The organism is Microbaculum mangrovi (assembly GCF_051390635.1).
GTDB lineage: Bacteria > Pseudomonadota > Alphaproteobacteria > Rhizobiales > Tepidamorphaceae > Microbaculum.
Genome location: NZ_JBPODT010000004.1, coordinates 246,583 through 261,867, shown reverse-complemented (window position 1 = coordinate 261,867; position 15,285 = coordinate 246,583). Strand labels below are relative to the sequence as shown.

Here is a 15,285-nt window from a genome sequence, read left to right as displayed (position 1 = left end):
GGCGCTATTCGGCGGCGGCGCGCAGCTCGGGCGCGGCGGCCCGGACCTCCGGATCGACATGCGTCTCGAACTTGGCGAAGTTCGACTGGAACATGCCGACAAGGCGTTCCGCCTGCCGGTCGTAGGAGGCCGGATCGGCCCAGGTCGAACGCGGGTCGAGGATGCGGGAGTCGACGCCGGGCACCGCGGTCGGGACCTCGAAGCCGAATACCGGATCGACGCGCATCGGGGCTGCGTTGAGCGACCCGTCGAGCGCGGCCGCGAGCAGGGAGCGGGTCGCCGCGATCGGCATGCGCCGGCCCTCGCCGTACTTGCCGCCGGTCCAGCCGGTGTTGACCAGCCAGCACGACACCCCGTGCCGGGCGATCAGGTCGCGCAGCAGGTTGCCGTAGACGCTCGGATGGCGCGGCATGAACGGCGCGCCGAAGCAGGTCGAGAACGTCGCCTCCGGTTCGGTCACGCCCTTTTCGGTACCGGCGACCTTGGCCGTGTATCCGGACAGGAAGTGGTACATCGCCTGGCTGGCGGTGAGACGCGCGATCGGCGGCATCACGCCGAAGGCGTCGCAGGTCAGCATGACGATGTTGCCGGGATGGCCGGCCAGCCCCGTCAGGCTGGCGTTGTCGATGTAGTTCAGCGGATAGGCGCAGCGGGTGTTCTCGGTGAGCGAGCCGTCGTCGAAGTCCGGCTCGCGGGTGGTCTCGTCGAGGACGACGTTCTCGAGCACGGTCGCGAAGCGCTGTGTCGTTGCGTAGATCTGCGGCTCGGCCTCGGCCGACAGCCGGATCGTCTTGGCGTAGCAGCCGCCCTCGAAATTGAAGATGCCGTCGGCGCCCCAGCCGTGCTCGTCGTCGCCGATCAGCGTGCGCGACGGGTCGGCCGACAGCGTCGTCTTGCCGGTGCCCGACAGGCCGAAGAACACGGCGGTGTCGCCGGCCTTGCCGGCGTTGGCCGAGCAGTGCATCGGCATCACGCCCTTGGGCGGCAGCAGGTAGTTCAGCACCGTGAACACCGACTTCTTCATCTCGCCGGCATAGCTGGTGCCGCCGATCAGGACCTCGCCGCGGCTCAGGTCGCAGGCGATCACCGTCTCGGTGCGGCAGCCGTGGCGCTCGGGATCGGCGCGGAAGCTCGGCAGGTCGACGATGGTGAGTTCGGGAAGGAACTGACCGAGATCGTGGCGGTCGGGGCGGATCAGCAGGTGGCGGATGAACAGGGCGTGCCAGGCGTATTCGACGAAGAGGCGGACGTGCAGGCGGTTTTTCGCGTCGGCGCCGCCGAACAGGTCCTGCGCGTAGAGCCGTTTGCCCTTGGCGTGGGCCAGCATGTCCGCGCGCAGCCGCTCGTAGTGCTCCGGCGACATCGCCTTGTTGTTGTCCCACCAGATGACCGGATCGGTGGCCTCGTCGCGGACGACGAACTTGTCCTGGGCCGAGCGGCCGGTGTGCTGGCCGGTTATGGCCTTGAACGCGCCGGACGCCGTGACTTCGCCTTCACCGGCCGCGACGGCGGCTTCGAAGAGCAGCGGCTCGGTGAGGTTCCACCGGACCTCCTCCAGGCCGGAAAAACCGAATTCCTCCGCCCCGTGGGCCGGATTGCGCACACCGATCTCTTTCACCTGCGTCTCCCCGCATGTCGCTTGGGTCCGGCGTTTCTGCCCGACCAAACTCGTCGCCGGATGCGAACGTGCAAGCGCACCCGGCGGTTTCACGCCTTGCGAGCCGCCCTAGTTCCGCCCGGCTCGTGGGCGGCGAAACTAGACCGTGGAAAAGCGGGGAGCAAGCAGTAGCTGTATCCGCTTTTGTACTTAGTTTACGCGGCAGCCGACCGAGCCTTTCGGGCAAGCGTCGCAAGGGTGGCGCGGAGGTCTCCCCCATTGGTGACCGGAGCGGGAAAATCGAGCCGGGCCGGCACGGTCCCGCACAGCATGTCGAGGCCCAGCGGGTCGAGGCCGACCGCCCGCCAGGACCCGTCGCCCAGCCCGAGAAGCTCCGTGGCATAGAGGCGCAGCGCGTCGGCATGGTCCTCGTTCATGTGCGAAACCGCGCTCGATTCCGTCTCCGCGAGCCCCTTTTCGACATCGACCAGCAGATCAGCGGCCGGAATGTCGACGATCCGGCCGAATCCGGCGACCAGATGCCCGCTGTCCACCGTGAACCGGTAGAAGGCGAAATCGGCGAAGCCGGCATAGCCCGCCGCTTCCGGATGACGGGCCAGGAACCGGCGTTCGAGCTGTTCGTCGGCGTCGCGGGCGACCGTGCCGGTCAGCGAGACCCGCGCGCCGGCCAGCGGATCGCCGGTTTCCCCGCCCGGACCGACCAGAAGCAGCGACGCGCGCGGATCACGGTCGAGATTCTGCGTATGCACGGCCAGTTTCGACAAAAGCAGGATCGGCTCTCCGGCGATCGTGGTCGCCGTGGTGACCAGCGACGCATAGGGACGGCCCTGCGGGTCGAGGGTCGCGAGGCTCCCGGTCAGCGCCAGCCGCATCACCTGGCGGGCGCTCGAAACCGCATCGAAGGGGCGCTCTGTTTGCAAATCGTTCATCGGCTCAGCCTCCGATCAAGCCATGACAGTGGGGCATATTCACACTAAACTGCGTCTGATCTCATGGGCGACTATAGAAATCCGGGCGCGGCGCCGCCACATTTTCGCCCTGTGGACGCGATGAGTGGCGTCCGGAACATCGTGCAAACAGCCGCGAGTCGCTAGAAATCATGCCGACAATCGCCCTCGTCGACGACGACCGCAACATCCTGACCTCGGTATCCATGACGCTGGAATCCGAAGGCTACAGGATTCTGACCTTCACAGACGGCGCCTCGGCGCTCGAAGGCCTGACCGCCACGCCGCCCGATCTCGCCATTCTCGACATCAAGATGCCGCGCATGGACGGCATGGAGCTTCTGCGCAGGCTGCGCCAGAAATCCGAGATGCCCGTCATCTTCCTGACGTCCAAGGACGAGGAGATTGACGAATTGTTCGGGCTCAAGATGGGCGCCGACGATTTCATCCGCAAGCCGTTCTCCCAGCGCCTGCTGGTCGAGCGCGTCAGGGCGGTGCTGCGCCGCGCCGGCGCCCGCGAGGCCAGTGCCCCGCGCGAGGAGGGCTCCAAGGCGATCGAGCGCGGCCAGCTGATGATGGACCCCGAGCGCCACACCTGCACCTGGGACGCCAAGCCGGTGACGCTGACCGTCACCGAGTTCCTGATCCTGCAGGCGCTCGCCCAGCGCCCCGGCGTGGTCAAGAGCCGCAACGCGCTGATGGACGCGGCCTATGACGATCAGGTCTATGTCGACGATCGCACGATCGACAGCCACATCAAGCGGCTCCGCAAGAAGTTCAAGGCGGTCGATACGAGCTTCGACATGATCGAAACGCTCTACGGTGTCGGCTACCGCTTCAAGGAGAACTGAGCGAGACCGGATGGCTGTGGAGGCGGAACGGGGCTGGCGGGCCGGACAGGAAGACGAGGTCCGTACGGAGCAGGCGGACGCGGGCGAGGCCGCCGGCCGGCGGCGCTATGTCCGCCGCTTCTTCGGCGACTATGTCTTCTCCAGCCTGACCAAGCGCATCGCCATCCTGAACCTCGCCGGTCTGGTGGCGATGGTCTCGGCCATCCTCTATCTCAACCAGTTCCGCGAGGGGCTCATCGACGCCCGCGTGGAGAGCCTGCTCACCCAGGGCGAGATCATCGCCGGCGCCATCTCCGCCTCCGGCGCCTACGATCCCGACGCGCTCCGGGTCGATCCCGAGATCTTTTTCAAGCTCGGCCCGGGGCAGAGCCTCTCGCCGACCGAGGAACAGCTCGGCGTCGTCGATTTCCTGATCAATCCCGAGCAGGTCGCGCCGATCCTGCGGCGCCTGATCTCGCCGACGCGCACGCGGGCGCGTATCTATGACCGCGACGGCTTCCTGATCCTCGATTCCCGCCACATCTTCTCGCGCGGCCAGATCCTGCGCTACGAGCTGCCGGCCCCGGGCGGCGCCGACCGGAACGTGTTCGAGCGCGCCTGGGAGGCGCTGCGCCTGTGGCTGCGCCGCGGCGAATTGCCGCTCTACGAGGAGATCGGCGCGGATGGGGGGCGCAGCTACGCCGAGGTCGACGCCGCCCTGAACGGCTCCTCGGCAAGCGTCGTGCGTGTCAACGACAAGGGCGAGATGATCGTCTCGGTGGCTGTGCCGATCCAGCGCTTCCGCGCCGTGCACGGCGCCTTGCTGCTGTCGACCCAGGGCGGCGACATCGACTCGATCGTCGCCGCCGAGCGCATGGCGATCCTGCGCATCTTCCTGGTCGCCGCCGTTGTCACGCTGGGCCTGTCGATCCTGCTGGCCTCGACGATCGCCGGCCCCGTGCACCGTCTCGCCGCCGCCGCCGAGCGGGTGCGCTACGGCACCAGGGCGCGCGCCGAGATTCCCGATTTCACCGACCGCAACGACGAAATCGGCCACCTGTCGCGGGCGCTGCGATCGATGACGCGCGCGCTCTACCAGCGCATCGAGGCGATCGAGAGCTTCGCCGCCGATGTCGCCCACGAGCTGAAGAACCCGTTGACCTCGCTGCGGAGCGCTGTCGAGACCCTGCCGCTGGCGCGCACAGAGGAGGACCGCGACCGCCTGCTCGCCATCGTCCAGCAGGACGTCAGGCGCCTTAACCGGCTGATCACCGACATATCCGACGCCTCCCGCCTCGACGCCGAGCTTGCCCGCACGGAGGCCGAGCCGGTCGATATCGTCGAGTTGCTGGAGACGGTCGTGTCGCTGGCCAACGAAATGCGCCGCGAAGACCAGGCCGAGGTCAAGCTGACCATCGCCAAGCCCGCGAGCCCCTCCGACTACTTCGTCATCGGTCACGACACCCGCCTCGGCCAGGTCGTCAACAACCTCGTCGACAATGCCAAGTCCTTCTCGCCCGCCGACGGCACCGTCCACGTGTCGACGCGGCGGGTGCGCGACGAGGTCGAGATCGTCGTCGATGACGACGGGCCGGGCATTCCGGTGGAGAACGCGCACCGTATCTTCGAGCGCTTCTACACCGACCGCGGCGAGCGCGAGGCCTTCGGCAACCATTCCGGCCTCGGCCTGTCGATCTCGCGCCAGATCGTGGAGGCGCTCGGCGGCCGGATCACCGCCGAGAACCGGATCTCGAGCGGCGACAAGGACGGCACGCCGGCCGGAGCCGTGCTCGGCGCCCGCTTCGTCGTCCGCCTCCCGGCCGCCAGCTGACCGTGGCCCGTTCCCCGAACAATCGGCCGCTGCCTCTGGTCCAGGCGACCTGCGTGCTGATCGGCGCCGGCGCTGTGCTGATCCGCGGCGAGCCCGGCAGCGGCAAGTCCGCCCTCGCCGCCGCCCTGCTCGGCCGCGACGGGCCGCGTCTGCCCGTTCGCCTTGTCGCCGACGATGCCGTGTCCGTGGTCGCCTGCGGCGACCGCCTGGTGGCGATCGCACCGGACCCGATCCGCGGGCTGATGGAAATGCGCGGCGTCGGGATCATCGCCGGTCCGCACGAGCCGCGCGCGGTCGTGCGCCTCGTCGTCGACATGCTGGCGCCCGCCCGCGTCGAACGGTTGCCCGGTGCCGCCGAGGCGACGGTCGCGATCGCCGGGGTCGTGCTGCCCCGCATCGCCGTGCCGGCGGGTGATCCGGCCGCGACCGACAGGGTGCTGGCCGTGCAGGAACGCATCGCCGCGGGAACCGTGGACGGGATTCGGGCCGGAAATCGGACGGAGAAATCGACGGACCGCCGGGGAGACGATCCGGGCGACGATCCGGGTGCGGGCGCAACCCCGCGCATTCGGGCTTGAAACCCGGCTGCGGACCGGTTCAAGATGCGCCGGCGCAGCGGCCGGTCGGCCCTTGTGAAACGCGGGCCCAGTGGAACGCGTGCAAAAGAATGCGAATAACGGTACGCGAACATCGGAACGCGAAGAACGTGTGACAGGAAATTCCGCCCCCGGCCTGCCCGCCATGCAAGAGCGGCGCGTCCGGGGAACGGCAAGAACGATCACGCGGGAAAACACGCACTCAGGAATATGATCGGCAGAAAATGATCGGTCTCGTTGTCGTCACCCACGGCCGCCTCGCTGCAGAGTTTCGCGCAGCCCTCGAACACGTCGTCGGTCCCCAGGACCACTTCGAGACCATATCGATCGGTCCCGACGACGACATGGAACGCCGGCGCAACGACATACTCGCCGCCGTGTCCCGGGTCGACGACGGCGCCGGCGTGATCATACTCACCGACATGTTCGGCGGGACGCCGTCCAATCTGGCCATCTCGGTGATGGAAAGCGCCCGGGTCGAGGTCGTTGCCGGCGTCAACCTGCCGATGCTGATCAAGCTCGCCAGCATTCGCGGCGACACCGCGCTCGCCGAGGCCGGCGCCATGGCCCGCGACGCGGGACGGAAATATATCAGCGTCGCCAGCGAGGTCCTTTCGGGCAACGGCAAGTAGGCGGCAGGTGGCATGACCGATCTCAACAACAGCGCCGTCCGCGCCGATAGCGACGACCGTCTGAGCAGGACCGTCAGGATCTGCAATCAGCGCGGCCTTCACGCCCGCGCGTCGGCCAAGTTCGTCAAGCTTGCCGGCGCCTTCGACGCCGAGGTCACCGTGTCCCGCGATGACCAGACGGTTGCCGGCACATCCATCATGGGTTTGCTGGTCCTGGGGGCGTCGCCGGGCTGCGAGATCGAGATCGCGGCGACCGGGCCGCAGGCCGAAAAGGCCCTCGACGAACTCGCCGCGCTCGTCGAAGCGGGTTTCCACGAGAGTTGATCCCGCCCCGCGACGGCGCGCCGGACGGTTAGCCGGCGCTCTTTGATCGTCAAAAACGCGAACAATTTGCTTAAAATTGCGCGGTTTCAGTTAATTGCGCCGTTAAGAGCTTAACCAGATTAATATCCCGCAGGCCGGTAGGCGGCGCCATGCGACCCGCTTGCCACCATGACAGGCTTCGTCCGTCCCATTAGATTAACGGCGGACTGATTCGTTCGCGGTGAGGGGGCTGACGTTCCGGCGGACGGCTCCACGACTCCGTTGGGCGCGGATTGAGGGACGGGCGGAATGAGACCAAAGCGGCGGCAGATGGGCGACGGTGGCGTCGCTCCGACGCTCGCCTTGTGTCTCGTCTGGCTGATTCCAATGCCGGCCTCCGCGCAGTCCGGCGCGTCGGCCCGGACCGAGATCGCCGAGGCGGTCACCTCCCTTCGCGGCCGCGTGGTCGATTCCGCCGCCAGCATTCCACAGGAGACGCTGGCCGCCCTCAGCCTGTTTCTCGGCATCCTGTTCTTCGCGGTTCTGGCGGCGATCCTTTTCGTGCGCACGCGCGCGCGGCTTCAGGCGGTGGAGCGCGGCGCCCGCGAGCAGATCGGCGAGCTGAGTGCGCGGGTGGAACGGGCCGAGGGGCTGCTGGCCGTCGACCAGAACGTGCTCGTGGTCTGGCCGCCGGCGGACGAGGCGCCGGAGATCAAATGCGATCCCGGCCCGTCCCGGGTCCTGCCCGCCCGGCGCGGCGACGTCCTTGCCTTCGGAAAATGGCTCGACGCCGAATCCGCGTTCGAGCTCGAACGTTTCGTGACGGGCCTGCGGGCGCGCGGCGAGAGCTTCAACGTGATGCTTCGCACCCGCGCCCGCGGCGACGTCGAGCCCGGCCACGTCGAGGCGGACGGCCGCTCCGCCGGCGGCCGCGCCGTGCTGCGCATCCGCGATCTCGCCGGCCAGCGCCGCGAGCTTGCCGGGATCCATGACCGGCTCAAGCGGCTCAGCCGCGACGTCGAGGGCCTGCATGCGCTGATGAACGTCGTTCCCATGCCGGCCTGGCTCAGGGATGCCGGCGGCAAGCTCGTCTGGGCCAACGACGCCTATGCCCGCGCCGTCGGGGCGGGGAACCCGAAGGCGGCGATCGAGGCGGATACGCCGCTTTTCAACGACGAGACGCGCGCCGAGGTCGAGCAGGCCCGCCAGGCCGGGGGCGTCGCGCACCGGCAGGTGCCGCTGTCCGTCCGCGGCGACGATCGGGTGCACGAGGTCTGGGACGTCAAGGCCGAGCGCTTCAATGCCGGCATCGCCGTCGACGTGAACGAGCTGGACCGGCTGCGCCGTCAGCTCGGCGCGCGCGATTCCATCCATGCGCGCACGCTCGACCAGGTCTCCACCGCCGTCGCCGTGTTCGGCGCCGACCGCCGCCTCGTCTTCAACAACCGGTCGTTCCGCCAGCTCTGGGCTCTGGACGAGCCGTTCCTGGACAGCCGCCCCGGCTTCGACGAGATCCTCGACCGGCTGCGCGCCGCCGGCCGCATCCAGGAGCCGGGCGAGTACCGTCGCTGGCGCGACGACCAGCTTGCCATCTTCGGCTCGGATCGCGGCGCCGACGGCGGCGAGCCGATGCGCCAGACGCTCTGGCACCTGCCCGACGGCCGCGCCTTCCGCGTCGTGCTGGCGCGCCAGGGCGACGGGGCCGTCTCGGCGCTGTTCGAGGACGTCACCGCGTCGATCGACCTGGAAAGCCGTTTCGTGGCGCTCACCCAGGTTCAGCGCGAGACCATCGACAGCCTCGACGAAGGCATCGCCGTGTTCGGCACCGACGGGCGGCTGAAACTGCATAATCCGGCCTTCGCGACGATCTGGAGCCTCGCCGGCGACGATCTCGACGGCGAGCCGCATGTCGAGGCGGTCATCGGCTGGTGCCGCGAGCGCTACGACGACGACACGGTGTGGGCCTCCCTGCGGGCGGTCGTCACCGGTCTGCTCGACTCGCGCGAATCCGTGTCGGTGCGGATGGAGCGTCCCGATCGCTCGATCGTCGACCTGCGCGCGGTGCCGCTGCCCGACGGAGCGACGCTCGTCGTGTTCACCGATGTCAGCGATTCCGCCCGTATCGAACGCGCGCTGCGTGACCGCAACGAGGCGCTGATGACGGCGGCGCGTATCAAGAACGAGTTCGTGCACAAGGTGTCCTACGAGCTCAGGGCGCCGCTCACCAACATCATCGGCTTCGCCCAGCTGATGAGCGACGGCGAGCCGGGGGCGCTGAGCGATCGCCAGCGCGAATATTCCGGATACATCCTGTCGTCGTCGAGCGCGCTGCTCGCGATCATCAACGACATTCTCGACCTGGCCACGATCGATGCGGGCGTCATGGAGCTCGATATCGGCGACGTCGACATTCGTTCGGCCGTCGAGGCCGTCACCGACGGCCTGCAGGACCGGCTCAAGGAATCCGAGATCGCGCTGGATATCGACGTGCCCGAGGACATCGGCAGCTTCGAGGCCGACGAGAAGCGCGTTCGCCAGATCCTGTTCAACCTTCTGTCCAACGCTGTCGGCTTCTCCGACCCCGGCCAGTCGGTGCGGATCGCCTGCCGTCGCAACGGCGGCTATCACATCGTGTTCGCCGTGTCGGACACGGGGCCGGGCATTCCCGACGAGGTCCGCCGCACCGTTTTCGAACGCTTCGAGAGCCATTCGCTCGGCACCCGCCATCGCGGCGCCGGGCTCGGGCTGTCGATCGTCAAGAGCTTCGTCGAGCTGCACGGCGGCACGGTCGACCTGGAAACCCGCCCGGGGCAGGGGACCGTGGTCACCTGCACCTTCCCGACCCGCCAGCCCGAGCGCGCGATGTCGTACGACGACGAAGAGCCGTTCGAGGCTGAAGTCCATGCCTTCGACCGGGTGCCGCAGACCGGTATGGCGATTGCCGGCGCCGATGCGCGCACCGGGCGCACCGAGCGCCAGGAACGGCGCTGAGCGGGCCCGGCTTCGTGTCGTCCTCCGACCAGGTTCCTGTCCCCCGGACGGCGAATGCGGATATCGCGCTTGCCGACGAGGCCGCCACGGCCCGTCTCGCCGAAGCCGTCGGCGCCTCCGCCAGGGCCGGCGACGTGATCCTGCTTGCCGGAGACCTCGGCGCCGGCAAGACCGCTTTCGCCCGTGCGCTGGTTCGCTCCGTCGCCGACGATCCGGCGCTCGAGGTCCCCAGCCCGACCTTCACGCTCGTGCAGACCTATGACGCCGGGCGGCTGCGCATCGCCCATGTCGATCTCTATCGCATCGCCGACCCCGCCGAGATCGACGAGCTCGGGCTCGAGGAGTTCTCGCGCGACGGCCTGGTGCTGGTCGAATGGCCGGAACGGGCCGCCGGCCTGTTCGATTTCGACCGCCTCGATATCCACCTGTCCGTCGATCCCGATGCCCCCGAGGCCCGCACGGCGCACCTGATCGGGACGGGAAACTGGGCCGGCCGGCTCGACCGTCTCGTCGCGGTGCGCGACGCGCTGCGGCGTCTGGGCTACGGCCACTGGCACAGGCGCTTCCTGCTGGGTGACGCCTCGGCGCGCCGCTACGAATGCCTTTCCGGCGACGGCAGGGCGGCGATCCTGATGGATTCACCGGCGATGCCCGATCCGGGCACCGGCACCGTCGTCTATAGCCGCGTCGCCCATCTGGCCGAGACGGTGACGCCGTTCGTGGCGATGGCGCACGGCCTGAGGCACTACGGTTTCTCGGCCCCGGAGATCTATGCCGCCGATCTCGATGCCGGTGTCCTCGTCACCGAGGACCTCGGCCGCCAGGGCGTTCTCGATACCGACGGCACGCCGATCATGAGCCGCTACTGCGCGGCGATCGACGTGCTCGCGGCGCTGCACCGCATCGACCTGCCCGACGCCGTCGAGGCCGCCCCCGGGGTCGTCCATCACCTGCCCCGCTACGACCAGGAGGCGTTCCTGATCGAGATCGCGCTTCTGCTCGAATGGTTCGCGCCGCTCGTGACCGGCGGGCCGTTGCCGGGCGAGGCGGTCGATGCGTTTCGCGCGCTCTGGGACGATCTGTTGTACGAGGTGACCGACCCAGCCCGCCGCCGCACCTGGGTCCTGCGCGACTATCATTCGCCGAACCTGATGTGGCTGCCGCAGCGCGAGGGCATTGCCCGGATCGGCATCATCGACATGCAGGATGCGGTGATGGGGCCGGCGGCCTACGACGTCGCCTCGCTGGTGTTCGATGCCCGCGTCGATATCGCCGATCGGATGTGGCGGGAGCTGTATGCCCGCTATGTCGCCGAGCGGCAGGTCGCCGAACCGGATTTCGACGCGGAGGGGTTCGATCGCGCCTTCGCCATCCTCGCCGCCCAGCGCAACACCAAGATCCTAGGCATCTTCGCGCGTCTGGCCCGGCGCGACGGCAAACCGGGATACCTGCGCCACATTCCGCGCGTCTCCGATTATCTCGACCACGCGCTCTCCCACCCGGTTCTCGCCGGGCTCAAGCTCTGGTACGACACCCATCTTCCGGCTGAACGGCGCAAACGGGTGGCGGGCTGAACGACATGGCGATGAACGGCAGCGGGAAACACCGTCCGGGGACGGTGCCTGATAGGGCCCCCGTTACGGGCCCCGATACGGCAATGGTGCTTGCCGCGGGATTGGGGACGCGCATGCGTCCGATCACCGAGACGAAGCCGAAGCCGCTGGTCGAGGTCGCCGGCCGTCCGCTGATCGATCACGTGCTCGACCGTCTCGCCGAGGCCGGCGTCGACCGCGCCGTCGTCAACGTCCACTATCTCGCCGGCCAGGTCGAGGCGCATCTGAAGGACCGCCGGCACCCGCGCGTCGAGTTTTCCGACGAGCGCGCGCTGCTGCTGGAGACCGGCGGCGGCATCGTCCACGCGATGCCCAGGCTCGGCGACAGGCCGTTCTTCCTGCTCAACACGGATTCGCTGTGGATCGACGGGGCCCGGCCGCTGCTCGCGCGGCTCGCCGAAGCCTGGGACGAGAGCCGCATGGACGCGCTGCTGGTCGTCGCCCCGGTGGTCGCCACTTCCGGCTATTTCGGTAACGGCGACTTCCTGCTCGACGCCGAAGGCCGCCTCAGCCGCCGTCCCGAGCGCATCACCGCGCCCTTCGTCTACACCGGCTGCGGGATACTGTCGCCGAAGCTGTTCGACGGCGCGCCCGAGGGGCCGTTCTCGCTCAACATGCTGTTCGACCGGGCGATCGAGGCCGAAAGGCTGTACGGTCTGAGGCTCGACGGACTGTGGATGCATGTCGGCACGCCGCAGGCGATCGGCGAGGCGGAGCGGATGATACTCGAAAGCGCCATGTGAGGCCCCGGGATGGCGGACATCCCAGACAAGGCGAACCGATGACGGGACCGGGACGGCCGCGGCTATGGACGGTGCCGCCCTCCGCGCCGTTCCTGTCCCGCCTCGCCGAGGCCCTGGAGACGGGCACCTTGGTGCCCCCGCGTCCCGACGGGGCGCCCTGGCCGCTTTCCGACTATCTCGTCCTGCTGCCGACCCGGCGTGCCTGCCGCGTGCTCGCCGAAATCCTGGCCGAGCGTGCCGATGGCGGTGCGCTGCTGCTGCCGCGCATCCGGCCGATCGGCGATATCGACGAGGTCGAGCTGGCGCTCGCCGGCGCCGGCGTGCTCGGCGACGCGGCGGCGGCCCTGACGGTCCCGCCGGCGATCGGTCCCCTGCGCCGCCACGTGCTGCTCACCGAACTGGTGCTGAGATGGGGCCGCACCGTCGCTCAGACGCTGATGGTGCCGGGCCGCGACGAGCCGGTGGCGATCCCGGTCGTGCCGGGCGACGCCGCCTTCCTCGCCCGCGATCTCGCCACCCTGATCGACGACTTCGAGACCGAGGGCCGGAGCTTTGCCGGCCTGGGCGGGCTGGTGCCGGAGGATCACGCCGAATACTGGCGGCTCACCGTCGAGTTCCTGCGGATCGCGACCGAGCTGTGGCCGGCGATCCTGGCCAGCGAGAACCGTGTCGATCCCGCCGCCCGCCGCAACGCGCTGCTGGAGGCGGAGAGCCGGCGGCTAGACGCGGCCCCGCCGCAGAGGCCGATCATCGCCGCAGGCTCCACCGGCACGATCCCCGCGACCGCCGGGCTGCTCGCCGCGATCGCCAGGTCGCCCCACGGCGCCGTTGTCCTGCCCGGCCTCGATCTCGATCTCGACGCGGAAAGCTGGGACGCGATCGACGCCGACCAGACGCCGCAGCCGGGGCACCCGCAATACGGGCTGAAGCGCCTGCTCGGGCGCATGGGCGCGGTGCGTGGCGGCGTCGACCGGCTGGTCGAACCGGCGCGGCCGGCACGCGAGCGGATCGTCGCCGAGACCTTCCGACCGGTCGCCACCACCGACCGCTGGGCGGGCCTGGCCGAGCGCATTGACGCCGCGGATTTCGACGACGCGGTCGCCGGCGTCACCGTACTCGAAGCCGCGAACGAGCAGGAGGCGGCGCTGTCGATCGCGCTGATGATGCGCGAGGCGGTGGAAACGCCGGGCCGCACCGCCGCGCTGGTGACCCCGGACCGCACCCTGGCCCGGCGCGTCTCCGGCGAGCTCGCGCGCTGGACCATCCCCGTCGAGGATTCCGCCGGTGTGCCGCTGTCCGAGACGCCGGCCGGCACCGTGTACCGCCTGATCGCCGATAGCGCCGCGCTGCGGCTGGCGCCGGTCTCCCTCGTCGCGCTGATCCAGCATCCGCTCGCCCGCTTCGGGCTGGAGGCGGACGCGGCGCGCCGCGCCGCCCGCGTGCTCGAGCTCGCGGTCCTGCGCGGCCCGCGGCCGGCGTCCGGCGGGCAGGGCCTCGTCCGCGCCGTCCGTCATGCCCATACGCACCGCGCCGAGGGGTACCGGCATCCATCCGTCCGGCGCCTGGACGAGGGCGACTGGCAGGGCGCCATCGATCTCGCCGACCGCATCGCCGCCGTGCTCGCGCCCCTGGAAGACATCGCGCGGCGGGGCGAATGCCCCCTCGCCGATCTCGCCGCCGCCCATCGCACAGCCCTCGCCGGGGTTGTCGCGACCCCGGACGGCGCGACCCCAGGCGGGGCTACCCCGGACGGCGCCACGCTCTCCGGCGCCACGCTCGTCGGCGAGGACGGGGAGGCCCTTGGCCGCTTCCTCGCCGATCTCGACGACGCCGCGCCCGGCGGCCTGTCGGCGCGGCTCGACCAGTATCCCGCGCTGCTGCGCGCGCTGATGTCCGGCATTCCCGTGCGCCGGCGCGCGCCCGGTCATCCGCGCCTGTCGATCCTCGGCCCGCTCGAGGCGCGCATGATCTCCGCCGATCTCGTCATCCTCGGCGGGCTCGAGGAAGGCGTCTGGCCGGCCGACACCCGCACCGATCCGTTCCTCAACCGGCCGATGCGCCGCGACGTCGGCCTGGAGGCGCCCGAGCGCTTCATCGGGCTTGCCGCCCATGACGTCGCCCAGGCGATGTGCGCGCCCGAGATCGTGCTCGCCCGCTCCACCAAGCTCGGCGGTGCCCCGGCGGTGGCCTCGCGCTGGCTGCAGCGCTTCCGGGCCGTCGTCGGCGACGCGCGCTACACGGCGCTGGTCGCGCGCGGCGAGCGCTATCTCGGTATCGCCCGCGCGGTCGATCTCGCCGGGGCGCTCGCGCCGCTCGGCGAGCCGACGCCGCGCCCGCCGGTCGAGGCGCGTCCGGGCCGCCTGAGCGTGACCGAGATCGAGACGCTGATCCGCGATCCCTACGCGGTCTATGCCCGCCGTGTGCTGCGGCTCGAGCCGCTCGGCGAACTCGACGAGGCCCCCGACGCGCGCGAGCGCGGCAATATCATCCACGACGCGCTCGCCGGCTATGTGCAGGCGATCGATGCCGGCGAACCCGCCGATCTGGTCGCCATCGGCGCGACGCTGTTCGAGACGCTTGATGATTTCCCAGAGGTGCGGGCCTTCTGGTGGCCGCGCTTCCTGCGTGTCGCCGACTGGTTCGTCGGCCGCGACGCCGAGGACCGCGCCGGCCTGAAGCAGCGCCTCGTCGAGCAGAAGGGCGAGCTGAAGCTGGAGATCGCCGGCCGGGAAATTATGCTCTCGGGCCGCGCCGACCGTTTCGACGTGACCGACCGGGGCCTGCGCATCGTCGACTACAAGACCGGCACCGCGCCGAGCGACAAGCAGGTGCTCACCGGCCTGAGCCCGCAGCTTCCGCTCGAGGCGGCGATGGCGATGAACGGCGGCTTCGGGCCGGACCTCGCCCGGCTGTCGCCGGTCGAGCTGGCCTATGTCGAACTGAAGGGGAGCCGCGTTCCCGGCGCGGTGAAGACGGTGGTGCCGACGGACATGACGGTCGCCGATTTCGCCGCCGGGACGCTGGCCAGCCTGACCGGTCTGCTGGCCCGCTTCGCCGATCCGGACCAGGCCTATTTCGTCAAGCCGCGCGCCCAGTTCGCCGGCCGGTTCACCGACTACGACCACCTCTCGCGCTGGCCCGAATGGGGCCGGCTCGGGGGTGACGGCGGCGGAGACTGATG

At 69.8% G+C, this 15,285-nt stretch carries 11 protein-coding genes; 9 read left to right on the top strand and 2 right to left on the bottom strand.

Translation table 11 applies throughout. From position 1 onward, the window contains the following. Positions 1-4: 4 nt before the first annotated feature. Together ACSF9G_RS18020 and ACSF9G_RS18015 are read right to left on the bottom strand one after the other, a co-directional pair. The gene (locus ACSF9G_RS18020) at positions 5-1,618 is read right to left on the bottom strand and encodes a phosphoenolpyruvate carboxykinase (protein WP_436643503.1); all 1,614 of its coding nucleotides are present in this window, start codon (positions 1,616-1,618) and stop codon (positions 5-7) included. A 194-nt stretch (positions 1,619-1,812) separates the two neighbouring features. Further along, a complete protein-coding gene (locus ACSF9G_RS18015) occupies positions 1,813-2,547 on the bottom strand; it encodes a HugZ family pyridoxamine 5'-phosphate oxidase (RefSeq protein ID WP_436643502.1) in 735 nt (244 codons plus the stop codon). A 170-nt stretch (positions 2,548-2,717) separates the two neighbouring features. On the opposite strand from ACSF9G_RS18015, the gene ACSF9G_RS18010 reads away from it, so the two are divergent. From ACSF9G_RS18010 to addB, 9 genes are all read left to right on the top strand, one after another. Beyond that, on the top strand, positions 2,718-3,416 hold the full coding sequence (locus tag ACSF9G_RS18010; protein ID WP_436643501.1) for a response regulator transcription factor: 699 nt from the start codon (positions 2,718-2,720) through the stop codon (positions 3,414-3,416). Positions 3,417-3,426: 10 nt separating this feature from the next. Then, on the top strand, positions 3,427-5,226 hold the full coding sequence (locus ACSF9G_RS18005) for a sensor histidine kinase (protein ID WP_436643500.1): 1,800 nt from the start codon (positions 3,427-3,429) through the stop codon (positions 5,224-5,226). 2 nt (positions 5,227-5,228) lie between these two features. Further along, positions 5,229-5,804 (top strand): HPr kinase/phosphorylase, encoded by a 576-nt coding sequence (locus tag ACSF9G_RS18000; RefSeq protein ID WP_436643499.1) that lies wholly within the window; start codon positions 5,229-5,231, stop codon positions 5,802-5,804. 242 nt (positions 5,805-6,046) lie between these two features. Then, the gene (locus tag ACSF9G_RS17995) at positions 6,047-6,454 is read left to right on the top strand and encodes a PTS sugar transporter subunit IIA (protein ID WP_436643498.1); all 408 of its coding nucleotides are present in this window, start codon (positions 6,047-6,049) and stop codon (positions 6,452-6,454) included. 12 nt (positions 6,455-6,466) lie between these two features. Then, entirely contained in the window at positions 6,467-6,778 is a 312-nt protein-coding gene (locus ACSF9G_RS17990) for an HPr family phosphocarrier protein (protein ID WP_436643497.1), read from the top strand. 288 nt (positions 6,779-7,066) lie between these two features. Then, complete coding sequence (locus tag ACSF9G_RS17985) at positions 7,067-9,748, top strand: sensor histidine kinase (protein WP_436643496.1); 2,682 nt, start codon at positions 7,067-7,069, stop codon at positions 9,746-9,748. A 14-nt stretch (positions 9,749-9,762) separates the two neighbouring features. Then, a complete protein-coding gene (gene tsaE / locus ACSF9G_RS17980; RefSeq protein WP_436643495.1) occupies positions 9,763-11,322 on the top strand; it encodes a tRNA (adenosine(37)-N6)-threonylcarbamoyltransferase complex ATPase subunit type 1 TsaE in 1,560 nt (519 codons plus the stop codon). 11 nt (positions 11,323-11,333) lie between these two features. Next, a complete protein-coding gene (locus ACSF9G_RS17975) occupies positions 11,334-12,104 on the top strand; it encodes a nucleotidyltransferase family protein (RefSeq protein WP_436643494.1) in 771 nt (256 codons plus the stop codon). Positions 12,105-12,142: 38 nt separating this feature from the next. Next, entirely contained in the window at positions 12,143-15,283 is a 3,141-nt protein-coding gene (gene addB, locus ACSF9G_RS17970) for a double-strand break repair protein AddB (RefSeq protein WP_436643493.1), read from the top strand. Positions 15,284-15,285: the final 2 nt, after the last annotated feature.

What these genes read in the sequence shown, in the direction of transcription:
- ACSF9G_RS18015 (WP_436643502.1), bottom strand. Translation starts at nt 2,547, where the DNA reads ATGAACGATTTGCAAACAGAGCGCCCCTTCGATGCGGTTTCGAGCGCC.
- ACSF9G_RS18010 (WP_436643501.1), top strand. Translation starts at nt 2,718, where the DNA reads ATGCCGACAATCGCCCTCGTCGACGACGACCGCAACATCCTGACCTCG.
- ACSF9G_RS18005 (WP_436643500.1), top strand. Translation starts at nt 3,427, where the DNA reads ATGGCTGTGGAGGCGGAACGGGGCTGGCGGGCCGGACAGGAAGACGAG.
- ACSF9G_RS17995 (WP_436643498.1), top strand. Translation starts at nt 6,047, where the DNA reads ATGATCGGTCTCGTTGTCGTCACCCACGGCCGCCTCGCTGCAGAGTTT.
- ACSF9G_RS17990 (WP_436643497.1), top strand. Translation starts at nt 6,467, where the DNA reads ATGACCGATCTCAACAACAGCGCCGTCCGCGCCGATAGCGACGACCGT.
- ACSF9G_RS17985 (WP_436643496.1), top strand. Translation starts at nt 7,067, where the DNA reads ATGAGACCAAAGCGGCGGCAGATGGGCGACGGTGGCGTCGCTCCGACG.
- ACSF9G_RS17975 (WP_436643494.1), top strand. Translation starts at nt 11,334, where the DNA reads ATGAACGGCAGCGGGAAACACCGTCCGGGGACGGTGCCTGATAGGGCC.
- addB (WP_436643493.1), top strand. Translation starts at nt 12,143, where the DNA reads ATGACGGGACCGGGACGGCCGCGGCTATGGACGGTGCCGCCCTCCGCG.